We start from the raw sequence: 25,289 nt of genomic DNA, 5'->3' as shown, positions 1-25,289 counted from the left end.
GTGGTGAATATATCCGTACCATTGGAGCCAAAGTAGGTATCATTTCCCGAAGTCCCGGCAATCTGCCTGATACCATTGAATACGGTTTGGTAATAACGCCAGCGACCCGTTCCATCGCTATTGAGCCATCGGGTCCGGGCGGTTCCTTCCGTCACATTGACGTCTATCCCAGCCAGTTGATAAGTTGAGGCGATCACCTTGACGCTTAGACTTCTGGAGTGTTTTTTCAGCAGCCGGGTACCATAAATAACATAACGACGTTGATCGTGTATTAATTGATTGTGCCCATCTTCCCCGGCAATAACGCTGGTATTGCCCATGCCGACAATAAACTGGTTATTGCCTCCCATATCCTGTAAACGATCATGACCTCCCATGCCAATTAATACGTTATCCGTAGACGGGTTGCCCGTCAGCTGATCATTACCTGGGCCACCTAAAATGATGGGGATGCCAGAGTATGAATCTGAAGACAAGTCAAGGTGAACCGTCGGTAAAATCAGAGAACTGTTGTATGAGGGAGAGGCGTTGCATTGGTCACGAAAATAAGTATGAAAACTGTAATCCAGCTCCAGCATGGTCAGGGTTTTCGCCATTGGCTGACCGGGGAAAAGGTCGGTCCATTGCTCCAGATCGGTCCATTTCGGCAGCAGTCTGAATCCAAATGTTTTCTGGTAGTCGCGTTGTCTACGACCGTCTGCATCGGTTTTAACCAATTTCAAACCCAGTGTATGCGATGGTCTCATAAAGCCAACACCATGCCGCTTCATGTGTGGGGCGACACCTTCAAAGAGCAACTGCTGTTGGCCAAGCTTCAAGGTCAGCTTCCGTAAAACACCACGGTGTGGCGTGCAGCGGTTAGAGACGAAACCAAACTCAATCACCAGATTGATATGACTACTTGCCTGGCTGCCAATCCGGTGCAGGCCAGCGCCCAGTTTTTTCCCTTCATTGGCAAAACGCTGCAGCCTGGTCTTTTTACGCCAGTAATCCCGGGGGAATTCACTTAAAGGTTTTTCAGGATAACGATTCAAGAATGCCAACATCTCCTCTGTGGAAAAGCTGTAGTCGTCCATTCTCTTTATGATCCGACAAGGCTCCGTGCCCGCATTAAGATAAGTCGAGAGAGTGGTGCTCCTCAGGTTGGTCAGGGCTTCGGTCATTGACAGGTTAGAGTTTTTGCCCGCCACGTCCTCCCAATAAAAACTGCTGTTGGTATGTGTCGTATGGAAACTGGATAAACCAGGAGTGTGAAAGTCAAGAGTCGTCTTCTTGTTGGGGAGTGAATCGTCAAAAACCAGATTCAGGCTCTCGTCAAAGGGATTGACCGTCAGGCTGGCCATCTGATGGTCACCGCAATAGTCACCAAATGTTCCCCAGCGGATGACCAGCACAGGCCATTTTCCTGTCGGCGGCTCCTGACGTTTATGGACGTGAATTCGGTGGTTACCAAGATGGCTGCCAGCACGCAGCATAAGGGTGTCCGTGTGAGTGCCCGTGTAAACCTCGTGGCGACTCTGACCCTTGCCGTCACCCAGTACCACCGTATTAAAACCGCTGCGCAACCGGATAGAAGTTCTTCCGCCAATGGCGACCACCGTATCATTGCCGCCCCGGACATCGACGGTATTGGTGCCATTGGTGACAATGAAAACATTATTGCCCTGGTCTCCCCAGAGGTTGTCATTGCCAGGGGAACCCTGGATGATCTCCACCTGTTTCAGATGTTCTGCCTGTGACCCGGACCAATACTTGTTGGTAAGGTCCAGGTTAAGACCCTTTTTCCGACCCAGGTAAGAAACGGTGTCTGTGCCAGGGCCGCCATCCACCCTGTTCTCGCCATCACCCAACAACGCCTGGTCATTGCCCGAACCCAGGACTATCCAGTTAGTCCCGTTGCCCTTGCTGGCATCGACAAAATCATCCCCCCCTTTGGTACGAACCTCATTGCCACCGCCCCATAAGTAAATCCTGTTGGGCTGGGCAGTCCCGATCACCGCCACCCCCATCGTCGACCCTACGACACTTTCAACATTGGCAATCGACCCTCCGGTGTCCAGCAGCTGTATCACCGTCGCGTAAAAGACACTGGGGTTATTGGGCTTGGGCCTTTCGCTGCGTTCTCTCAGTCCGGTCTTGCTGAAATAGTAGAGATCCCCATTGGTTTGCAACAGGTAAGCGCCCTGTTTCGAAAAATACATATGGCCAAGTTTGGTATCGCCAACTTGTGTTTTTCCATCCCCGTAATGGACGTGTTTGAACCTGACTCTGCCAACGTAAAAGTAGGTCTGAGGGCCGTAGTGATCAGAAATTCGTTCTACTCTTGTATGCTTTGCTTCATACCCCGTCAGCAAATACTCGGAGGGTAATTTTTTATCTCTGGTGGCACGATTGTAATCCGCTTTTATCCATGACAGTTCGGCAATGTACATTCTGCCTGGGTGCAGATTTTGCTCCATGCCATCGCGTGGATTAGCAGAAAAATCTGAGTAATAGCTATCGATGCCGAAGCGGCCTGAAAGGGATGATTCATTCCATATTTCCTTACCATCCGGCGCGGCGCGGTTAACTCCATGTTTTTTCAGATATTCAGGAAAAAGGTTACCCCAGCGCCAGGTTTGCAGGTTAACGTCGAATAATGTGTCAGATTTCGTCCACTTAAGGCGATAGTAATGCGTTTTCGGCTTTATGAAGGAGAATAAAGAGTGCCTTAAGTAAGGAATCTTGATCTCGCTTGGCAAAATCAGGATGTCATTGCCAGGTCCCCCATAAAGAATCCCCTTGCCCAAACCCGGTTCAAGCCGGTCATTTCCTGGACCACCAAACTGCTTTATATAACCAAGGTCGTCTATAAGATGGTCATCATCGCGACCTCCGTACTGAACCCTGCCGTTGATAATGATGTCTCTACCCCACCCACCGTAGCCGACCCCGTATTTATATGGCAAACGGATGATGTCGTGACCTCTCCCCCCATAAGCCTCCCCTGACTCACCAATCCAGATATCGTCATTACCAAAGCCCCCAAACGCTATCCCTGACTCTATGATCCGGATAATATCGTTGCCGTCACCCCCTTCCGCCAAGCCTTTCTTAAGCGTCAACCGGTCATTGCCTGCTCCGCCGTATAGCTCGCCCTCGTCGATGATCAGGGTGTCATCGCCACCCAAACCATAAAATATCTTGTAGCCTTTCCTGCCATGCATGTAGTCTTCCAGATCCGTCCCCATCTGTGTGTGGCGCCGGTTGATTTTGTCGGTAAAGGCAAGGCCTTTTGTGGTACCAGCCAGCGATCGTTTCCGGGATACCAACAATTCTTCCAGGTTATCCTCATACTTGCTCTGGTGAAGAAACTCCTCGGCATCGGCATGGTACTCAAACCTTGAAAACCCTTTTTTCTCGAAGTCTTTCGCCATGTTGTCAATGTATCGTGCAAAGCGATCGCCGTTCAGTATTGCGTTGAACTCCTGCCGGGCATTGTTGGGCGGCATAAATGCCGCGATAGCGGTCTGTATGACAGTGAGCAGCTGGCCGACCAGGTCGGCAATAACACCAAACGGTGGAAAAAAGTCCAGCACCATGCCGACAATATCCAGGCCAATCGAAATCGCATCCAGGGCGATCATCATTCCGTAATAAGCCACCTGATCATGGTTGCCGGACGCTCTTGCCTCTTTGACGGACATCTCCGTAGCGACGATGGAAACAGCGGCACCCGCAATACCAATGACACTGCCTCCTAACGGCACCATCTTGGTGACAACCCTTGAGGCTTTTGCCGCCCTGGTGGTGGTCTTCAGGGCCTTGACACCAGAGCCCGCGGCATCAGCCCCCTTGAGCAGTTTTTTGCTGCTACTCATCAGCCAGTGGCCGGTCATCGCCATACCATAGACAGAGTTACCAATCGTCAGGCCGGCCCCGGCATAGGCCAGGTTTCTGGTTTTATCAGACAGTACGTGGCCATATTTCTTCAGGTTCTCAATGGCCTGAATACCACCGGCAAGCCCGGCAATGGATTGCCCTGCGCCGACACCGACTTTGATACGCCCGTATGTTTTGCTTCTGTCCAGCTTATCGAGCATGCGGGTAAATTTTCCGGGCCGCTTCTTCGAACCGCCCCATGACGAGCCGTCAGCATCAAAGCCACCCCCACCAGGATGGCCTTTATGGGTCTTCAAGTGCTCCATGAAGTCCTGGCTTTTAAGCAGCTGCTCTTTTACATACCGGGCATCGTCAGCACTGTAACCCGAGTCATTGAGCAAACCGACAACCCGGTCAATCACCTGCTCTGGCGTCAGCCCCTGCTGTTCTGTCAGTGTTTGCCGGAATAGATCAAGGATCTTCTTGTGGAACGTCGGGCTGTTCTGAATATCCTCGGTGGCCACCGCCGCAAAACGCCCTTGTTCCAGCAGCAGGAACGCGTCTGCCAGCAACCCCTTGTTGTCAACGGCAGTCTGCCTGACATGGTCGAAGCGATCACTGATCTCAATGTCATCCAGGTGCCCGCTGATCCGGTCCATCAGGGCCATCGCAGTCTTGACCGGGCCGGAGCCATCGCACAGCACGCAGCCGGCATCGGGCAGCCTTGTTGCCCGGCCTGCCGGTAAACCCGCCTTGTCCAGTCTCTGCAGGGCCTGTCGGAAATGAGATTCGGTCATATCAACGATGCCAGCCATCCGGCCAAAATCGATATTGCTCCTGAGTGCTGCCACGCTGTCGGCCACGCTCTGGCGAATGTCTCTGGCCAGAAGGCGGGATTCAAAGGAGCCTTCCCGGTTCAGCCTGTCCGCCACCCCGATAAAGTTGGTCAGACGTTCCAGCAGACCGGAGAGGGTCAACTTGCCTTCTTTCACCGTGAACTCGTTGACCAGCGACTCTGGCGACTGGCTGTCTATGCCCTTTGGCAGTTTGACCCGCTTCTGCTGCAGAGCCAGGAATGTTTTTGTCCGATCCTCCGCTTTCTGTGCCTGGACAGCTTGCAGCAGAGCCAGTGCTGCCGCGGTGGTCAGCGGACTGGCAGCACCGCCATTGCCCAGCACCAGGGTGCCTTGCCCAGGCATCAGGTAGGAGGCATCGGCGGTGATTGAGGGGTCGGTCAGCACACGAATCGTCAGGTCGCCAGCCGTCAGTGAAAATTCCCTTTTTCCGGCCAGATTCAGCAGTCCGTTGAGCCGCTGATAAAGCCCGGAGGAAATTCTTTCAGGCAAGGAACCCAGTGCGGTAACCTCTGCCACCAGTAACTTCCCGGCGATGGTTTCGGTAAGGCCTTCAGGGACGGCTGACTGCCGGACATATCCCAGGAAATCATCAGCAAACCGCTGCCGGGTAGCAGCGTCCATCTCTTCAATCACGGCATTGACCTGACCAGCAATGTCCATGTCCTTGAGTTCACTAAAAGCCTCATAATGGCGTGTCAGCTGTGACAGATAAGCCTTTGTGACCGAAGCGTTTTCACCCGGCTCAAGAGGCTGGCGTAACAGCGTCTTCAGGCCTTCCTGTGACTGGGATGACATCAGCGGGAAAGGATTGCCCGGGCCTGCCGGGGTTATTTTTATATAACGTCGGTCACCGTCTGCCATGACCACATGACGAGGGCTGCTGGCCATGGTTTCAATGGTCTTATCCTGTCCCGGTAAAGTCTGTACAAACGTTGGCTCTTTATTTTGGGCGTCCTGCTGCTGGCTAACAGGCAACTGGAAGGGTTTTTTGGCGCTCTTTCGCAGTGTTACCGCCTTTTCGAATACGGTGTGCACATCCTGATTCATATTGGCCAGCAGGCCAGTGTCAAAACTCTCCCAGCCCAGCCCCCGGGCAACGTAAGTGCAGGCTTTTTCCAATGAGTCGACCATGGTTAGTCGGGTCGTCAACCCATGTTCAAGGATATACAGGTCTCTGATTGCATCAATGTCGCTGTCAGGCAGTATGGCCGTTACCACATCAGTCACCCCCAGGTGTATCTGGCTGGTTGGCTGCCCGCTGCTCCCCAGAGTCTGGTCCATCTTCCAGTAGATAAAATGAACCAGCAGCGACTTCAGGTAAATACTGGCATCGACCTCTTTGTTGTAATAGTTTTTAAGGTCCTCTATCAGGCGGGACAGGGAGTTTTCTGCCGCTGCCCGACTTAACCCGAGCAGCCTGGCGTCGAGCAGGGTTTCCAGGCCGGAACCGACACTCCAGAAGGCCCGGTAATCCAAATTGACCTGATCTGAGCCGGAGGGCAGAGGGGTGTATTTGCTGATTGAATCATCGAATTGCCGACCTAACTCTATGGCAACTACGGGTCGTTTGTTATTGATGGCCTTGTTGAAAAGATTGCCGTCACTGAACTTACCTTCATCCTTTGACAGGAGTGTCGTTATTTCCTGAATCCTGGGGCTATTATGGCGCTCTAAATAATCCAGCGCCCAACTGAAATCGGCTTGCGTACCTTTAGCCAGCAGCAGGTTGTGATAGCCTTTGACCAGTTGCTGATAGAGGCTTGTTTCAGAAGGGGTGGCAGCCAGGGTGAGTTCGTATTGCCGGGTCAGTCCCAGGGGGCGCGGGTCACTGTCAGGCACTGTCCCGGTGTTGATCCCGAACTGCTCCCGCACCTGCTGGCGCAAGGCTCTCAGCGGGCTCAAGGCTGGCAGCCCCCCCCCACCACCACCCTCAAGGGCCTTTAACAGACTGGCACCGACCAGGCTGGTCAGGGTTTCTCTGAAAAAGAATGGCTTGTTCCTGTCCTTTGTGCCCAGCATTAACAGCGCATGGCGGCTGTCTTCTCCACTCACCTCGACACGGCTGTCCACCAACGGCCAGAGAGGCTTGAGGATGATGCTCACTTCATAAGTGCTGCCATCGGGAATGCCCGCATCCCTGACGGGCTTCACAAGCGGCTGAAAAAGCTCCGATAAACGGGACTCCCCCAGCCCCCGGGCAATGTCCTGAATATCTTTTTGTAGCCGGTATTCGTCAATACTGCCCTCACGTTGCAGCTTGCGATAAGGCTCCATCTCGACAACCAGCCTGATTGGCAAAAGACGGTCTGGCCAGTTATCGGGCAGCGCAACGCGAAACACCTCCTTGCGGTCACCTTCGCTGCGGATCAGGGAGTAACCAGGGCCCTGCTTGGAAAAGGCCAGGTCATCGCGGCGTCCCAGCGTGAAGGTCTTTTGCCCATCTTTGCTCTGAACCCCGGCCTGGTGACGGCCCAACCCGGTATCGGGGATGACAACCGGAGCCTTCCTGCCGGGTCCTGGCGGCATTGGCGGATTTTTTTGCAGGAGATCAAGCCATTCATTGGCTTTCAGGGCATTCATCCGCAACTCTGCGAGGTCTGTTGTTTCCAGATTGTTAAGCCGCCTGTGGAAAAAATACTCTGCCAGTAGCGGCTCAGCGCCGGATGGGGATTGCTTCTTGAACAACCCGATAAGGGTGTTATCCAGCTGCTCAGCCTGCTGTTGGGACAAAGGTGACAGCGTTCCCTCGATCGCAGTCCGGTAATAGTCCGAGTCAGCCGCCCCAGGGAGCCACTGCAGCTGAGTCCGTAAAGCAGCCGCAGCCTGCGGGCTGGCGGGCGGCTCCTGCCTTAGCAGCACCAGCAAACCGGTCAGTTCATCCCCTGCCGGAGCGGACAGAGGGCCATGCTGGCTGTCAATGGCAATAAGATACCGGTCACCCAGCCGGGTGACCTTTTGCCGCCCGGCGCTGGTCATCAGGGCAAGGTTTTTCCGGCTGCCAGCGGTGACCGGCACATTGCCGTGGGAATCCCCGGCAAGGGGAAGCTGTCCGGGATCGCCCCATTCATTGCGCACAGCCCGTGCCTTGGCCAGAGCTTCCTCTGCACGACTTAACCGGTTCAACAACTCTTGCCGCTCTGTCTCTGTGAAGACGCTACCCTGCTGGTCTTTCAGAGCATCAATAAGCGCATCCCCAAGGTGGCTGGCCAGATGCTTGATAGCGGCCAGAGTCTTAAGCTCGGTATCATTGAGCATGGACACCACCACATCCACCGGGTCAGCCAGAAGCCCGGTCTGTGCAGTCACCATGCCCCGGTCGACCAGCTCACTCCAGACCACCTGTGTCAACAGTGAGCGAAGGTTTCCCTGCGAACGGTCAGCTTTGGATAACCGGTCAACCAGTTGATTGCAACGATACTGCACCCGCTCGAACAGTAAGCGGGTTTCCGAATCCCCCACCAGCTGACCAAAGCCGGACAGAGGATCGGCAATGGCTTGATAGGCAATCCGGACCCGCTGACCGGTTGCCACGGTGGTTATCCCGCCGGCGGTGGTGACGGTCTCAACCGGAACTCGGTCGGCAGCCGTGCCCTGGGCAGGTCGCAGGCCAAACTGCTCCCGAAGTTGATTTTCCAGTTGCAGCAGCGTCCGGTCCCCGGTGATTTTTTTCCCCTGCAACCAGGCCATGGCGATGGCCGGTGAGCCCTCCTGGCCAATACTGACCAGTGCTGCCCGACATAAATCCTTCAGGATAGAGGCCACGGCCCCCAGGTAATTGCTGGTGGCGTGGCGTTGCCCGTCCAGCACCGCCGGGTCAACCTGTAGCACCACCAGCCGGTGACCAGTGACGTCCCCAATGCTTCGGGAACGATAGGGTATCACCGGGTCAACAGTCACCTGACTGCCAAGCCTGACCACCAGCTTGAGATGCTCGGGGGGCGCCAGATCGGGCAACAGCTGACTGTCCAGCTCAGTCATACTGATGGGTCTGCTGAAACGGTCGGAGAATCCCAGGGCATTGACCAGCCGCTGACCTGCCGGGGTGGCAATAAAGACCCTCAGTTCGGACAGGAGCTGCTGGGCCTGATTCGCCAGCCGCTGGCCGGGACGGTAGTCGGCAGGAAGGATCACGGCTATCCTGTCCTCCGTGCCCGCCAGGGTTCTTAGCTCGGCACTGTCAGCTAACAACAGATGATCTTCCCGGCGGGCGGTGGCCAGCTGATCCGCCAGCGATGCTGCCGGGTTGAGTTTGAACAGCCTGTTTGTATCTGACGCAGCGTTGTCCAGCCTCAGGCCATAAACCATCTCGCCATGGTCGTTTTTCTCCAACACCGGGATCAGGGTTTTCCCGCTGCTGTCGTAAGACGCTAACAGCTGGTCGCCGGGTTGCAGACTGACGGCGCGGTATTGACCGCCCTCTTTCGAAATCAACTGATAAACCTGACCACCGGCACGTTTGACTGCTACGAACGTGCCAGTCTCCGCCCCGACCTGAATAACACGCTCAAGACGGGAGTCGCCGGTAACGTGGATACTGTCATAAACCGACGTTTCGCCCAGGGGGGTAACGGTGATATCGGTGCCTGAGCGACTGAGCACCCGCTGCAACTCACCCCCGTGTGTCAGGAACTCAACCTTGTAATAGGGTTTGCTGGTATCGCTGTCACTGATATCGGCACTGTCAATGTCCAAAAAGGAGCGGTCCGCCAGGTCCCCGGTTAGTAACAGCCGAGTCCCACAGCCGTCGACCCCACGCCGACAACGCCCCTTGTCTGAAGCATCCGGATCCTTTATACCAGCCAGCACTCCGCTATCAGACTCAACCAGCTGGTACGTCGATGTTACAAACCCGCTTGCAGCGGTTACCGGGGCGGGCAAAGTGAGCGTTTTTTTAACTGTGCCTATATAGTTAACCAGTTCCCACTGGTCAGGCACCTGCCGGGTCAGGGCGTTCTGCAGTAATTCAATCTGTTGATGGCTGAGCCTCCCCCTGAACCGCACTCTGGCATCATCGGGTAGGTTCTGGTCAAACTCGCGCAGTGCTCTGGCAAAGGTTTCAATATCCGGGTCATCCTGATGAGCCTGAATGTAGTCAAAAACCCTGTTAAGGCTCAATGACAGTGATTCAGACTCCCAGGAGAACAGCCATATCATCGCCTGTTTAAAGTCTTCCTGACTGGCGGGTAGGCCAATGGCGCCAAAATGATGTTTGAGGATATCCCGGTTGTTGCCTGCCAGAAGGATATAAAGAGGACTGACCCGGTTCTGCACCTCCGTTGCGGAAACCCAGTGGTAGGCAGCGTCAAAACCAATGGTGGTACCCAGTCGCGCCAGTTGCTCAGCCTCCTTTGACCAGACGGACCGGAACAGGGCGGTATCAACCGCCTCGACACTTTTGGCCAGAGCCAGGGCATAAAACTGACCCACCTTTATGTCCAGGAACCGGGGCTTGAGTAACAGGTTATATTTCATCCCAAGCTCAATCGTGACCGCCCTGTCCCGGACCCTTAGCCGGGATTCCCGCAAAAGAATGCTAGGGTTTAACTGCCAGTGGACAGGCCAACCCGCACTCAGGTTAAGCGAGTCCTGCTGCTGGAGTTGTTGGTGATAGCTTTCCTGCTTCAGGTCGGTGAAAATTTTAATAAAATGCTCGACATCATTCCGGTAACTATTGGCTCGCAGCTGACCAGCCAACATGGCTTGCCGGTACAGTCTCTCGCTGTGGCGCGTATCAAGAAACGACGGGGGAAACTGGTCACCGTGTGACCCGCTCAGCAGCATCTGGTGTCGGCTCGGCCTGACCGATGTTGCCTCGGCCTGACCAGTCATCACCGGCACCAGAGAACCCGCCCGCAGATCGAACTGACTCCCCCCGTAGGTGTTCAGTTTGAAGCCATGGCCGTCGGTAAGCGATTCCAGACTCCTGATGCGAAACACCGAGGGTGTCCCGGATTGACCATCCTGATGGATCTGCCTGTTCACTTCGGCGAGCTGAAGGTCGGTAAGGGCAAGGGCCAGCCGCTTGAAATCAGCCTCCGGATGCTGCAAGCGATATTGATCAAGTGCTTCCACCACTTTGAAACGCTGCACTTGGGGCAATGAGGAAAAGTGTTCTGAAAACCACGGCCAGTCGGCTTTATCCACCCTGGACATCGCCAACTCAAGAAACGCACGGGTAATCTCCTGATCACGCCCCAGCCACTGTGGTCGCAACACCAGCTTGAGATGGCCCGCGAGGTTAGCTTTTCGGCTAAACAGGCGCTCCAGACTGCCACTTTGACCCGGCAGGACCAGATCCAGAAGATAATGGCCGTCGGCATTGCTGGACACAGGCCGCGGTGCGCTGCCCTCTGACATCAGACCCGTCCAGAGTTCCCGGTACTTTCCGCCATCGGTCAGGGGCAGCGAGTAGGCATCCGACAGGGTGGCGGGCAACAACCCGGCGCCATTGGCAAGGCGGTAATCCAGGGCCACCCCCAGCAGGTCTTTAATCCTTTTATCCGTTTGCGGGTCGGCAGCATCGCTTACTTGTTGGAGGTCAGCGATTGTCGCTTTCAGTTCATCCGTCACCTGTTTCAGGCCAACACGGTTGATGTAGCCACTGAGTGTGGTCACGGCAGTGTCGGAAAGGTAGGTATGGATACAGTCTGCCAGCCTTAGCCCCGGAAACAGGGTTCTCTCCTGTGAGTTGTCCCCCGACAGCCGGAATAGCAACAGCGTAAACATCGACCTTAGCTGGGCATGGGCTTGCGCGTCACTGCCTGAAGCCCCCCGGACAACTCCCCTTACCAACCGCCTGGCAGCCTGCAGACTGACCAGCAGGCGCTCCCCCCCGGGGCTTTGGCTGTCAGCAAACAGTGCCGCAACCACCGGCTTACCCAGATCGTCAAAAGGAAACCTCAGGGTAATTCCGGAGTCGATCCTGCCAGTGCTTTCTGTCCGCCAGGTTTTGGTCTTAATGTTATCCAGTGCGTAAAAGCTGGATTCCAGCAAAAGCCGGTGCTTGTCCAGCTCATCGGGAGAAAGCGGGGCCGTTATCAGCTGTAATCCCGGCAGATTTCCGGTATCAAGCCATTTAAGCGTGACTAAGGGTGAACCATTGATCTCTGGACTTTTGAACGGCAGGCTTTCTGACTTGGCAGGTTTCTGGATGGCATAGGTTTTTTCAAGGACTATCCGGCCAGGTGCGGTGTCCTTTTTCAGAGTCCCTGTGTCGGCAAGCTTCACCAGGGGGGCAAATCCCATTTGCTGGCGAACCATTGCTTCAATGTTGTTAGCATCCCGGAGAGCAGGCTGGCTACTGCCTTTCAGTTCATAACCGGATTTAACCAGGGCAGTAAACACTGGAATCAGGCTGGACAAACGGTTTTTTCCACCGGCAGCCGCATCGGGGTTAATAACCACTTGCTTGCCAGTGTGCGATAAAAAAACAACGATTTGCTGCTTTCCAGCAACGGCTTTCGGGGCATCAACGATCAGGGTCTGATAGCCAAATGAGGCTGAGGGATCGGCTTTGATTCTCTCCAGATAATCGTTGCCCAGAGGCGTTGCCAGAAAATCCTGAAGACGATCGACTAATGAAAGATACTCCGTTCCACCATAACGAAAGTAAGCACGGCTCACTTTTACCGATATTTTCCTGTGAACCTCAAATGCAGTAGTGCCATCGAACGAATCACGGTCATCATAAAACTGGTCCATCGTCCTGACCAATTTCATGGTTTCCAGACCGGCAACTACCGATGCTTTTTTCTTCGTCAGGGCCTGTTGCAGATAAGTGCATCCCTCTTTCCCGATAGCCTGACGCAGAACCAGGCGCGCCCGTTCATCGGGCAGATTCCTGTGTGTTTCCACCAGAGCCGCAGCAAAAGTGTCCAGGGATACTTTGGGGTGCTGACGATGGTAGTCCTGAACCCGTTCAAAAGCCTCTTTCAGAATGTCCTGATGGTGCCGGGCGGACAACCAGTACAGAACCCGGGCGAAATCCTTGATGGATCCGGGAGCAAACTGCCAGTTGTGATCGCCGTTGCTGAGGCCATCCACAAACTGTGTGTACAGGGGGTCTTTCTGGCTTGGCACAGTGGCCAACGCCAATTCTGTGGTCAGGCCATAACTGCGGCCAGTGGTGATTGCTGATAATCCCCAGATCGCCCGTAATTCCGTTTGAGTCTGGCCGATAGCCGCCACGTCGGGATGGTTTAGCAGGGCCGTTGCGAATAGCTTTCCGGCAGCGATAGCCTGACGGTTATCAAAAGTGGTGTCTTTTATTCCCAGCGTCAGGGTCAGTGGATTGCTATCAAGGTGACTCTGATAAAGGTACCTTTCGGAGTTAAGGGTAATGATCATTTCCCGACACAAACGACCCAGTGACACGCCGCTCCCGGAAACGGCCTTTCCCGACTCAAGAACCGATTTAATAAAATCTTCGTGCCCGGAAAACAAGTTCAGAAGCCTGTAGACAATGGCGGGCAAATTGAACCTTGCCAGCTCCTGCCAGCGGGCGACAAGCAGGGCTTCGCTGTCAGTGGTCGCCGCAGGCAGCTGGTGATCCCAGCTGATTACCCGCTGAAGGTTAAAATCCACAGACACTATTTTTTGCAACCGCGCCAGGGTGTCCCAGGATGATCCTGACTGCCCGCCGGTCATTGACCTGAGATTGGCCGTCAGCAGCAACCGGCCCAGTGCGTCCTGCCCGACTGTGTCCGTCACAGCCTCCTGATAGTCGAGGAAGGAGCGGGTTGCATGATCGAGCCTTGCCCGATCGAGTTGACCCAGCCGGTTGAGGATGGATTGCTCGATCCAGTCCCGGTAATGTCTGGACAGGATGTCAGTGGTGAGCAGGGATTGGGCTCTTCTGAAAAAGATCCCGTCAACATCCGGGTCTGCTCCCAGTAGCTCTGGATTTTGAACAGACTTTATGACCGTAGTCGTGGCAGTCCCGGGAGGTTCAAAACCCATTTTTTTAAGTGCAGGCCAGGGTTCGCGCACCTCCACGATGGCAAGGTAATGGGTTTCACCCTTGTCATTGTCATAACGGGTGACAGGTTGTCTTGAGGCGCCTGTGGCACCAACATCAATAATCGTCTCCTGGTCTTTGCCTTGTGGTAATCGGATATAACGTGTTTTAGAAGGGGGTAAGGGCATCCTCCCATATTTGATACGGTAATCCAGGGTGTCGATAAACAGCGATTCTAATCTGGCTTGCAGTCGTTGTTCGGGCGCTGTCCACTGTCTGCCAGTCCCTTCAGCCAGAGATCCCGCTTCGGCCAGGTTATCGACCGTTGCCTGCATCAACGAAGCAAAGGCTTGCCAGCTGTAGTCCCGGATCGCTGACTTAAGTTGGCCTGCATCCAGATCAGAGATAACCGTCATTAAAAAATCGGCGGTACCCAGCCTTAATAATCCTTCCAGTTGAGTGACTGGTGAGCCTTTAATACCCTCTTTATCTCTGTCAAATTCCTTGGTTGAACTGTCCAGTGCCTGCTTGTATAAATGAGCGGTAAACATGGAGTTCAGCAAGTCAGAATTCAGACCCAGTCGTTCTGAAATGACAGAGGCCTGATATTGGCTCAACTCAAAAACTTGCCTTAATAAATCACTTCTCCTTGGGACAATAAGAGTGGCAACGTAGGATGTTATATCGCCAATCCCCCTGAGATCGACCCCGATATTGACCTGAACATGATAAGGTAATGGCTTTCCTTTTAGCTCAGCGGGCAATGAGACTTCAGGATTCATCTTTGAATTAGTGCCTAACCGGTATTTTTCTAATTCATCAGTGGGATTATTGCCAAGTAGCTTGTCATTATACGCTTTAGTGATGTCGTCTACGGTATAACCACTCTCAGGTAAATTGGCTAAAATATCAGCTAAGGTTTTGGTGGCACCAAATACAACAGAGGATTCATCCATGTAATCCGAGAGAGGTTTGGGTCCGGTGATGATTTCAATGATAGAGCGATCGCCACTTTCTTCGCTGGATACCACCAAATCGGGGTAGACCGGGTTCAAAAGCTTTTTGGAGATATATTCAGTAAACGCAAGCGGTTGTCTCGAATCAACCTTTACGGTTATGCTATCAAACTCTATTTCAAGACCGATCCGTCCTCTGCGAGTGTCTTCACGAATACTTGGCAATTTTGCATCCCTTTGTAATATCGCAATGTCGTCAATGCCAATTTCATGCAGAATGTTTTTTCGAAGGGTTTCAGAATTGCTGTCGATGCCTTCCATCAGATTTGCTGCAACAATATAGCGGGCTATCAGGCTTGATAAAGTGTGATATTGTTCAACCCGCATTTTGCCTTCGGTGACATACTGGCTCGGATCAATTTTCAGGACACAACCCGCATTACCAACCAGAACCGGTTCCGGCTGAGTTGTACCCAATGAACCGGGAGGCGTGATGACCAGTAATAGTCGAACAGAGTCAGGTATTTTGACCCGCTCGGAGCCTCTGCCGACAGGACCATCAATAACGCCCTGCTCCACCAGAGTCTTGAGGTTGCCAAAGGTCTGGCTTCGTATTTTCTTCAGTGTTTTGGAAAAATTCTCGTATTTAAAGGTTCTTTTGAATATTCGAAGCGTTCTGATAATCCCATCCTGAACTGAATGCATTTCATTTGAAGGTGCATCGTTTTTCAGAATATCCCTGATATATTGGGCAGAGAACAAGATTGCGATCTGCGACCGCGAGCCTTCGTCACCATAGAAAACCAGTGGAACTTCTCTGAGAATTCCGGGGCTGCCCGCTTTGATTGCCTGACCATGGAAGTAAGAAGACGCTCTGCCAGTGTTCGATCCTGTGTCTGGAGGGTTTTGCATAGCACCCAGATCTGACAATAACCTGCCCTTGTCTTCCGCAGACAAACCGGAGCTGGAAACTCGTGCTTTCAACATCCGGTAATCCGTGTTCTGCAACTCCAGCGCAGAACGCAGGGGCGAATCCTGCAGCTGTTGCCAGTGATCTGTGTAGATATTTACCAGACCCTGCACAAACGCATCGACAGAGGTCTCCGGCTTTATTTTGAGGTAGTTAATAACGGCTCTGACCGAACGGGCAAGACGTTCTTCCCTGAACAATACCGCCAATGCCCGATGGCAATCATCGACAGTGCCCCGGGCAAACTTAAGATCATGGTCATCACTGTTAGCGACCAGCACTTGATAAACGGGATCACTGTCGTCGGGCAGTCGCCGCAGTTTCAGACCGTTGGTAAAACCGTAACGGCCAGCAGGAGAGCGAGAATCATTCGTTTCCCATATTTCCATAGCCCTGGTGATGACAGAATGGGGTGCCTGCTCTGCTTGCAGTTGCAGGAGCAGAGCCAGTCCGTAGGATTGAGTCATTACCCGGGCGAGGGTGAAGTCGGACGACTCTGGTCGTTCACCCGACAGTCCGACCTGGACGATAACAGGCCGATTGTTTTCCCACCGCCGGATAATCACCCGACTGTCCGAAATCAAAAGGTGGGGTTCCAGCCGGATATCAACGGGCGGCGTGATCGTCTCCAAACCATTCTCTGTCTGCCATTTGCGCCAGATTAGAAGGCTATCGATAAATTTATTCGGTTTGTTGAAATGGCGAAGCACACCGTCCAGCTCTTTTGGCAATCCATTCAGTTGCACCAGCTCACGCAACTGGGAGCGATAAACATTATGATCAATGGCTGCGAAAAAAAATGGCGAACGAACTCCCAGAACAATCCCTGAGGAAGAATGCTGATCCTCGTTGTAAGGCAGGGAGCGGTCCAGGTAAACCTGCTGTTCACGGTTTTGAGAAAGCGGAATTCTGAAACCGCGACGGTCTTCGGGCAGCCGGTTGGACAACTCAGCAATAAGAAGCTTCTGCTGGCGATTGGGTTTGTCGCCGTTTTCCAGAGTGGTGACTACGTTGGCCACCAGACGGAACAACAGCTTTTGTATCAGGCTCTGGGCAGCCCTGTGCTCGGTGTCGAAGTGATCAATTTCATTGGCCAGTGTGACCACATCAGCCAGGGCGAGCCGGGCTATTTTTTCATCGAGCCGCTGCTCAACCAGAAAGGGTGAGTGATGGGAATAGGCTGACTCAATGGTATTGATCAGCGTCTGGGCATTACGCGGCTCCAGCGGACCTGAGGACTGAAGCAGAGACAGGATGTTGCGCAGATTATCCGGGAACACCGCGCTGTTAATCTCTGGCACACTCACCAAAACATAAGTTTCGCCCGAAAGGTTGCTGACAACAGGCAGGTATTTGTCGTGTTTGTCGCCATCAAAAACCTCTCTATCAGGCAGAAACACGGGATCAGTGAAACTGACCCTACCATCCGGTTGGCGCATCAGCCTTTTTTTAACCCCAAGCGAAAGGGTGTCTTCGAACGACCTTCTCTGTTCACGCCTTTTCCAGGCGTTCAGTCTCGGTGCTTTTTTTTCCGCTAGTTTTTCTGCCAGAAAGTCATCCGATAACGCTCTAAGAGTCTTGACGTACTGCCTGGCCAATTCGGAAAAGTCATTTCGTAACTTGTGAGCATAGAGAGCAAACAAGTCATCTTTTCCCAATACCGAAACCAGCAGATCAGGGCTGGAGACCCGGAACGGATCTATATCATGGCCAGCGGGTGCGACAATATCCTGCAAAGACCCAAGCAGCAGCCGGGTAAACAGTGTTGCCATGGCATCGGATGGTGGCTTTGAGACTTGCCGGGCCAGCTCATATCCCGCTTGCTGGGTTCGGAAAAAATTCTCCTGCGCAAAAGGATTGCCATAGGCCAGCAGGCCAACCCCCGACAACGGGTCACCGATTGCATCTGCGCGGACAAAGGCACTCAGGTGCAGCTCTCTTGGTGCCCCTGCCTGCGCAAAAGGCAGTTCGGCATCGGCAACCGGCAACGGCATCAACCGGTAAGGGGAAAAGTTATCATGGGTGGTGATGTGTTGCAGCCGAAGGTTGTAATTCTGAATCAGGTCAGAGAGTTTCTGTCTGCCATTGTTTTCGGAAATCGTATCAAGCAGTAAGTGCCTGGCCTGATTGAAATGACGGTCATTCTTGCCCAGATAGGCATAATCCCTGCCGTGGGGCAACGCGGGCAAATTCCGGAGTTTTTTCACCAGCCCTTCTGCAACCGGGAGTTGGCGGGCAATTATCTGGCCCCGTTTGTTCTTCTCGAGCACCAGTTTGACGCGATGGTCTGACTGTGACCACAGCGGGATGCCTTCGGCTGGCAGGGAGCCGGTCCATTTGCGGCCAAGATCATCCACCGCCACCAAGGTGTTACGGACAGTGATTCGTTCTGTCCGGACTTCACCAAACAGTTTCCTGGCGAATTGTTCCACAGGGTAATGCTCCCCGCTGGCATCCGCACCACAACCCACCAGGCTGACAGTTTTGACAAACCGCCTGCCGGTTATGCGCCCAAGTACTTCGGCCAGTTGCTTAGCTGTCTTCCCGCCCAGAAGAAACTTGTCGGAACCGGCCTTGTGAAGCAACTTGCTGAGACCGGTCTTTTTATCCTGAATCTTTGTACCATGACCAACAACAATAATACGTGTGTCGTCTGTAAGAAAAGCGACTTGCAATATCCCGGGTTCAATGGCGTGACCTGTCTTCGGATCAATCAGTGAGCCATCAGGCTCCAGTCGTATAAGACGGCTGAAATCGGGCCGGTATTTATCTCTCAGGTATGAGCTGGCCCTGGCTTCATTGTCGCTGTTACCCAGCTGGAGAATGATCTGGTTTATATAATGGCTGTCCCCCTCAGCGACCAGGGCGTAACGCTGGGTTTTATCAGTATCGGCAACCCAGCTACTGGGCTTTTCATCGGTATCAAGACCCACTAAATCAATCCTTGCCAGTGGGTTAATTTGCGTGAAATAGATTTTTGGTTTGAAATCCAAATGTTTATCTTCTGCAAGAAAGTAAGTGATACATGCCTTGATCACTTTAATAAACACACTCGGCCCGGATAGCAGCAACGTCGATCCAGATCCATAAAGTATTCCATCACTCCGATATTTAACTAACAATTCGGTAGAGGCTCTATTGATTCCTAATTCTTTGGCAATGGTTTCTCTCATTTCATCGCTATCGGAATCAGCAAATTTTACTGGATCATCTATATTCAGACGCTCAACCAACTGCTGACGCCTTATCATTTCGTACTTAACTGCCTTGAGAACCTCACTATTTGACGGTGCGATAATAACGTTGTTGTTGGGATGGACTATTGCTTTAAATTGTAATGTTATTTCTGTTGAGTCAGGAATAGCCTTGATTGAGTCTGGAAAAACAAAAAGAGGCTCGTTTTTATGATTAACGATGGTTTCTCTAACCGCCTGGAAAAAAGCAGGGTATTGTTCCCTTAGCATGTTATATTCTTCCAGTTTTTCTGGAGCAAGCCTTCCGCTAACAAACAGTTGTTCCGGCCCTGGCTCACCAAAATATTCCATAATCATATGGTTAATTAAAGAATCCTGCATTCCTAATTCTGAAATATCTTTCGGAGTATCAATGTGTTTAAACAAGTTTTCATTATAATGGGGTAGTGTATCGACATCTAAATAGACACCTCCCTTTTTCTTGATAAGAACATCCACTCTTACATAATCAGCGGCTGCCGCAAAAACCCCCCTCTTCCCAAGTTCTTTCACATACCACTCTTTCAGGCTGGCTTCATCGCCTGCCTGCCAGAGTTGATTGATATCCGCCAGCGTAAATCCCCCGGATCCGGCGTTGCCCCGGAGCCTGGTCAGCTCTTTGGCGAAATCCGCGAATTCGTTCAGGCTTTGCCTTTGTATTTGCGCTAATTCTCCTTGATCCATGCCCAAATGGTTGACTAAAAATATCTTGGCCATGTCGTCAAAGGTGTTGCCCCGGGCGATGCCTTCTTTTATGGTGCTGTAGGCCAGGTCCTGTAGTTGATACAAACGTGTCAAAAAATCATTTTTGGCTCGTTCATGTTTCAAAAATTCAGGTATTTTCTCATCCGCAACCGTCCTATGTATTTCCCGGCTAAGCACAGGCGCCAGAAACGCCTGTGGATCGTACCAGAGCGTTTGCGACCAGGAGGAAACCATCTTGACCCAGACCTTGAGATGGGCTTTAACCCCTTCGTTGAGACGACCAATCCAGATAAAGTGAAGCTGTTTAGGAACCTCCACCAAAGCATCCAGCAGATACTGGTTTATTGCCGCGGCCAGATGGGAGGCCGCTGGCTCACCACTCAGAATTGCGGGCAGGTTGTTCTGCATGCGATAGACAAGCATGTATCTTTCAAGGGCACTGCCACTTCCTGCCTGGCGAAGTTCGTCAAATCGCGCGAGTTTCTTCTCCAGCGATTCCAGATCATTCGCTTCGAGAACACTCAGCAAACCCGGCTGCAAACGGTTCTTGAACATCTCCAGAGTCGGCACTAAGTCATCGGGATTGACGGAACTCAGCAACCCGCTCTCCTGTGATAACACCGAGGACAGCTTCCGGAGTCCGATGGCACCTTCAGCCATTGTCTCTTTTTCAGACCAGCGTTCGACGGTGATTTCGCCGTCACTCTTACGATGCGCTTTCAGCTTGTCAGAGTTGTCGGCCAGTGACCAGGTAACCGGGTCTGTGTCAGAAGAGACCAGGCCAACCCACAGGCGCCCCCAGATATCGACTCTCAAAAGACCGTCACGGGCAGTCACTGCCGAGGTTTTTGTTAGTCTCAGGGTTTCTTTCAGGTATTGGGTTAAAAGCCCATTGTCGTCAATACCTGAGCCAACCAGGTTAATGGTTTTAACCGGGGTATCAGCGGTCAGTTCATTGATTTTTTTTGACAGTTCTGACGCGGTTTGGCCGCTCAGGGTAAATTCCCCGCTCCCGGAGTCACCCAGACCTACTATATGAATTCGGCTTTCACTATCCAGAAATCTAACAACATCAACCTTGTTGACCTTTGCGCCTGTCTCTCCATCTGACCAACCATCGTTAGCAATGACCAGCCAACGGATTGAACGATAACTACCTCCTGCTTGAAGGCTATTGTGTTTACGAAACAGGTAACGGCTGGCCCTGGTAACCGGGTCATCACCAGCAGGCTCCATCTGGACAACCAGTTGTTGACTGTACTGGTTTCTGCTCTGCGGGTCGGTGTCGGTATGGACTGCGATATCCTTTTCATGGTTCCAGACAGCCAGTGCTTCGCTGGAAAGCGCAAAGTGTTCTCTGGAAGACAATCGAAGAACATCCAGCAAATCCCTACGGCCTCCAGTCCAACCCATTTCACTATTGCTTTCCTTCAGTGCTTCATCACCACTCAGTATTCGATAGACTTGTGCAAAGGTTGGAAAAACCCCGAGCCGGTAAAAGGCCAATGGCGGTGAACCTAGCTGTTTTTTGCTGAAAAACGTTTTTGTATCCTGGGTGGTTTTCCAATCTGTCACGTCGAACAACTTATATTGGTCAATCGTCTCATAAGCCGATAAAAGGTAGTTTTGGACCATCTCCATGGCTGGGCTGCCCTGTGGTGCTGCGAAGAATGCACTGGGGATTTTTTTCGATGGCAGGTAGATCTCACTGGGAATGACTTTAACTTTTCCCAGGGGCTCAAGTAACTGCGAGGAATCAACGCTCGCCAGAAGCCGCTCAATATTACCTTTCAATTCGGGGTATTTTTTACCGAACCAGGCGAGATCGTCTGAAATCTTCTGTTCTACAGCAGGATCCTGATCATAAGGAAGGAATTTGCTGCCGAGCTGTTGGATGACAAGCTGTATCTGTACTCTCCTCACCCTGCCCCAATCGGCTCTGTCAACATCTGAATAGTCAATATCCTTGAAAAGATCTTCGTTAATGACAGGCGCAAGGGACGTATCAGAATAAACGCCACCGAGAGTGCCAACCACCCTGGCTGTCACCAGTGCACAGGCTGAATTCTCATGGCCTCGCAACCCCAGTTCCCTGTTATAGTAACTTTTGGCTTTCTCACCCTTTTCCCCGAAGTCATCGCCCCAGACCTTATTTATATCCCCGTAGGAAAACTTCGCCCCGGGATAAGAAGACACTATCTTCTGTTTGAATCCCTGGTAGGCTTTCTCCATTTGGGCTTTTTTCTTATCAATATCCGATGATTCGAGTTTGAGGTGGCCTACCAGAAAATTTTTTACCGCCAGATCAAACTCCCGCCCCTGATCCATATCTGACTTTATGGATTGCCAGGCCTGATCTTGCAGCCTCATGAATCCTTGCATTAAATCCGATTCAAAATTAGTCGGATCACCGGGACCAGATTTGCTGGTTAATTCACTGGTCACTGCTTTTTTGAGAGCATCAGAAAGCAGAGTGGTGAGCATGGCGTGTGGGTCATACCAGAGGGTTATCTGCAAATCGGAGTTTGCATTGGCTGCAATCCATAACCGGATCCGGTTCAGCTCCCCGACGGTTGGGCCAATGCTGACAAAATGCAATTTCTCAGGGGCTGGCTTAATGGTGGAATCCAACCAGCGATGGAGGTTTGTCGCCAGTTTCGCAAATTTTTTGGAGGTTTCCCTTTGCACCAGGGAATTCCCGGCCAGGTCGATAAGTTTTTCGTAAACGTTTACTCCTGAGGCAAAGGTTAATGGAGAACTCTCACGACGATGGTCATCAAGCTCGGTAAAAGCCTCCAGCAGATTTTCAAAACGTTTGTTGAAGTCTGCGTTCGCAGAGCGTTGATAGTGTAATAACGGTGCAAACTCCTTATGGAACGTCTCAGAGTCAGGAATCAGTTGATTAATTAATTCGAAGTCTGAACCGGCAACAGGCTCAGTATCGGAACGGCGAACCCTGTGCCCGGCCACTGGTCTGGTAAGTGCGGGATAGCGGCGCCACAGGGACTGTGGCAGAAGCACCTCATCTGCGGTCATTGTGCCAATGGCAGCCAGTTGCAGACGATAAGTGCCGTTCCTGTCAGGCTCTGCTGTCAGTTGCAGATGACGCCCCAGGGAGCCGTATCCGGTCACCGCCAGAGGCACGGATTTTCCGGTGTCTGTCGCTGTCGTTTGATTAAACCTTAGCTGCACCGGCAGGGTTTCTTTGAGTATTACCTGACGATGGTTCACTACCGGTAACGGCAGTCTGTCTTGTTCGGGATAGTACCGTGGTAAACCAAGCTCAGTACGAATCCGGTTTTTGGCCGCATGGGTATCTTCTTCTGGCGCCAGCCCGAGCGCCAGCCGTAATGCTTCCCTCAGCTGGTAAAAGAACGAAAGATGGCCTGACAGCCACCCGGAACCGTAGGGCAAGTCTCCCTCATCCGGATCAAAAGGAATCAGCGTGAAGGTGCCGTTATTGACTGTCTGGTTAATGGGGGCAAGGTCATGAACGGTGTCATTTTCCACACCGTGGCGAATGGGCAGGTAGGTCAGCGGGCCGGAATGGCTGCCGGGGGACGCGCCATTACGACCGGGGATGATCAAACTGACATACTCCCCAGGGATCGTCCTGTTGCGCTCGTCGGGGGAGACTTTCATTAAACCTTGGTCGTGTATATCGCCAAGGGTGTCAGGTCTTACCAGAGTCGTTATGTTGCCCGACAGCATCCGTAACGCATCGGTATTGTTCAACCGGTGTCTGAACAGGTCGCTGGCATCCACCAGTTGCCGCAGGTCACTGGCGAGGGTCTGGTTACTGGAACCGGTCAGGTAGTCCGGCGTCAGGTAAACCCCGACCCTGTTACCCAGGGCCTTGACGGTAAGGAATCTGCCCCGAACGCTGCTGGTAGCATTGTTTAAAGTAGCATTGTTTAAAGTAGCATTGTTTAAAGAAACATTGTTTAAAGAAACATTGCTTAAGAGCGGTGCCTGCTCCAGCTCCGGCTCGAACAGACCGTCGTATTCACCCTGTTGTGCTTCGTCGTTTTTTTTTAGTCGCTGAAGGTTCGCCAGAGCCGGGTTGTCGGAGTCTCTGGCAGTCAACCAGTCCAGACAGTCATCCAGCGCCCTGCGGAAAAACCATTGTTCACTGCGCAAAGGTTGTTCGCCATAAACGGTGACAATAGCCTTGAGCAAATCCGCCATTTCTCCAGCTGTGCGGTTACTTTCTGTTGACGATTGCCAGTCTTCCATAACGCTGGCAAGCGCTGGTGCCAACCCGTCACCTTGATAAAGCTCCCGGACAGCCTCAACAAAGTCTTCCGCAGTGCCGCCCCGTTTCCTGAGGTCATGGCGTTGACCCGATACCAGTTGCCGATAAAGATCACCCGACTCTGGCGGCCATTGCCGAGCCTGGTAACGTTCATCAAGCCCATAATGCGGTTGCAATGCTTCCAGCCTGTTGCCAGTGAAGCCCCAGAGCTGTTCAATACCGACCACAGCCACGGCATTATCGGTCAGGGTTTTTCGCCATGCAGGTATCAGCAGGGATGACAGTCCGCGCCCAAGAGCCTCGTCAGAGTGCCGGGAAAAGTCGGCGGCTCCCAGACGAATCAGTGGCCGACTGTCGTTTGTAAAAGTTGCCTCACTGTCAATAAATAATCGGTCGGACTCTGCCTTGACAAGCGGGACCTTATGATCCGGGCCACCCGGATCACTGGCAATCTGAAGCCCGTAAAGAAAGGTCAGCAACTGCCGGTTAAAACCACCGTGTAGAAACAGTCCTGCCAATTTCTCAAGGTCAAAAACCAGTCGCTGGAGCCTTTGTGCCGGATCCTTGTAATCCAGCGAACGATAGTCTTGGGCATCAAGGGTGATGTCCACCAGCCTCAGTGACGGAGCGCCGTCGCCCTGGGGATATACCCTGACCGCTATTTCCGTGCCGTTAACCTGGGTGCGGTAACCCTTGCCAAAAGCAGGACAGGTTATTGTCTCGTCGATGCGCAAAAGTGGAGAGACGGGTGTGAAGGAAAAATAACTGTCAGGCACGGGTCTGGTGACATTGCCTGTTGAAGGGATCTCCTCGTCCCTGAGCCAGTCAAGTGTTTGACCAAGGTCGTTTTTAGAATGCCAGTGCCTGGCTTGCAGTTCGGCACTTAGAGGGGTTGGCGGCTGCTCAAGGGTTTTTGGGGTATTGAACAAATCGGGAAGCAAAGACTCCAGCCAATAGAGTGAAACCGGTGATACTTTCTGATTCAACCATTTGGCAGCCAGCGTTTCAGAGATAAAGTCGAGCTGTGTTTGAGCGGCTATAGAACCGTACTGGCGCACCTGAAATTCTGACCAGAAGTTGTTGGGATCACAGGCTTCATAAACGACCATTGCCATGTGGTTCAGCAACCTGGCGACAAGCCGGTCAGTTCTGATCGATTGCCCGATTAACAATGTGACGCCATCGTCGTCATAATAAATATTTGGATCGGGCAAGTCCGATTCAAACAGGATAATACTGATATTTCGATGTATATAACGAGGAAAAAAACCGGACTGCTCGATTAACCAGAAGGCTCGGTCAATGGCTGTCTTTACAGCACTGATGTGTGCCGGCGTGGCAAAGGCCGACCCCGGGCTGGCCCGACCCGTCGACAGCTTGATGGTAAAAGTACCGGTATTAACAATGGCCGAGTAAAACCAGCCATCGCTGGTATCCAGCCACTGTCTTTTGGGAGTAGGATTGAGAGGATTGGTATCGGTCAGATTGGCAGGCAT

The 25,289-nt window shown here is 52.5% G+C and carries 1 protein-coding gene (running past one end of the window); it reads right to left on the bottom strand.

What is annotated here, in order from left to right; translation table 11 throughout:
• Nucleotides 1-25,289: the 5' portion of a TcdA/TcdB catalytic glycosyltransferase domain-containing protein gene (locus K7B67_RS02285; RefSeq protein WP_252178755.1), read on the bottom strand. The gene continues 2,872 nt to the left of window position 1, outside the view; the window shows 25,289 of its 28,161 coding nt (coding positions 1-25,289); it begins with the start codon at nucleotides 25,287-25,289; its stop codon lies beyond the left edge, outside the window.

The organism is Endozoicomonas sp. 4G (assembly GCF_023822025.1).
GTDB lineage: Bacteria > Pseudomonadota > Gammaproteobacteria > Pseudomonadales > Endozoicomonadaceae > Endozoicomonas_A.
The sequence above is the reverse complement of the archived record's forward strand: the minus strand, read 5'-3'. Positions and strand labels throughout refer to the sequence as shown.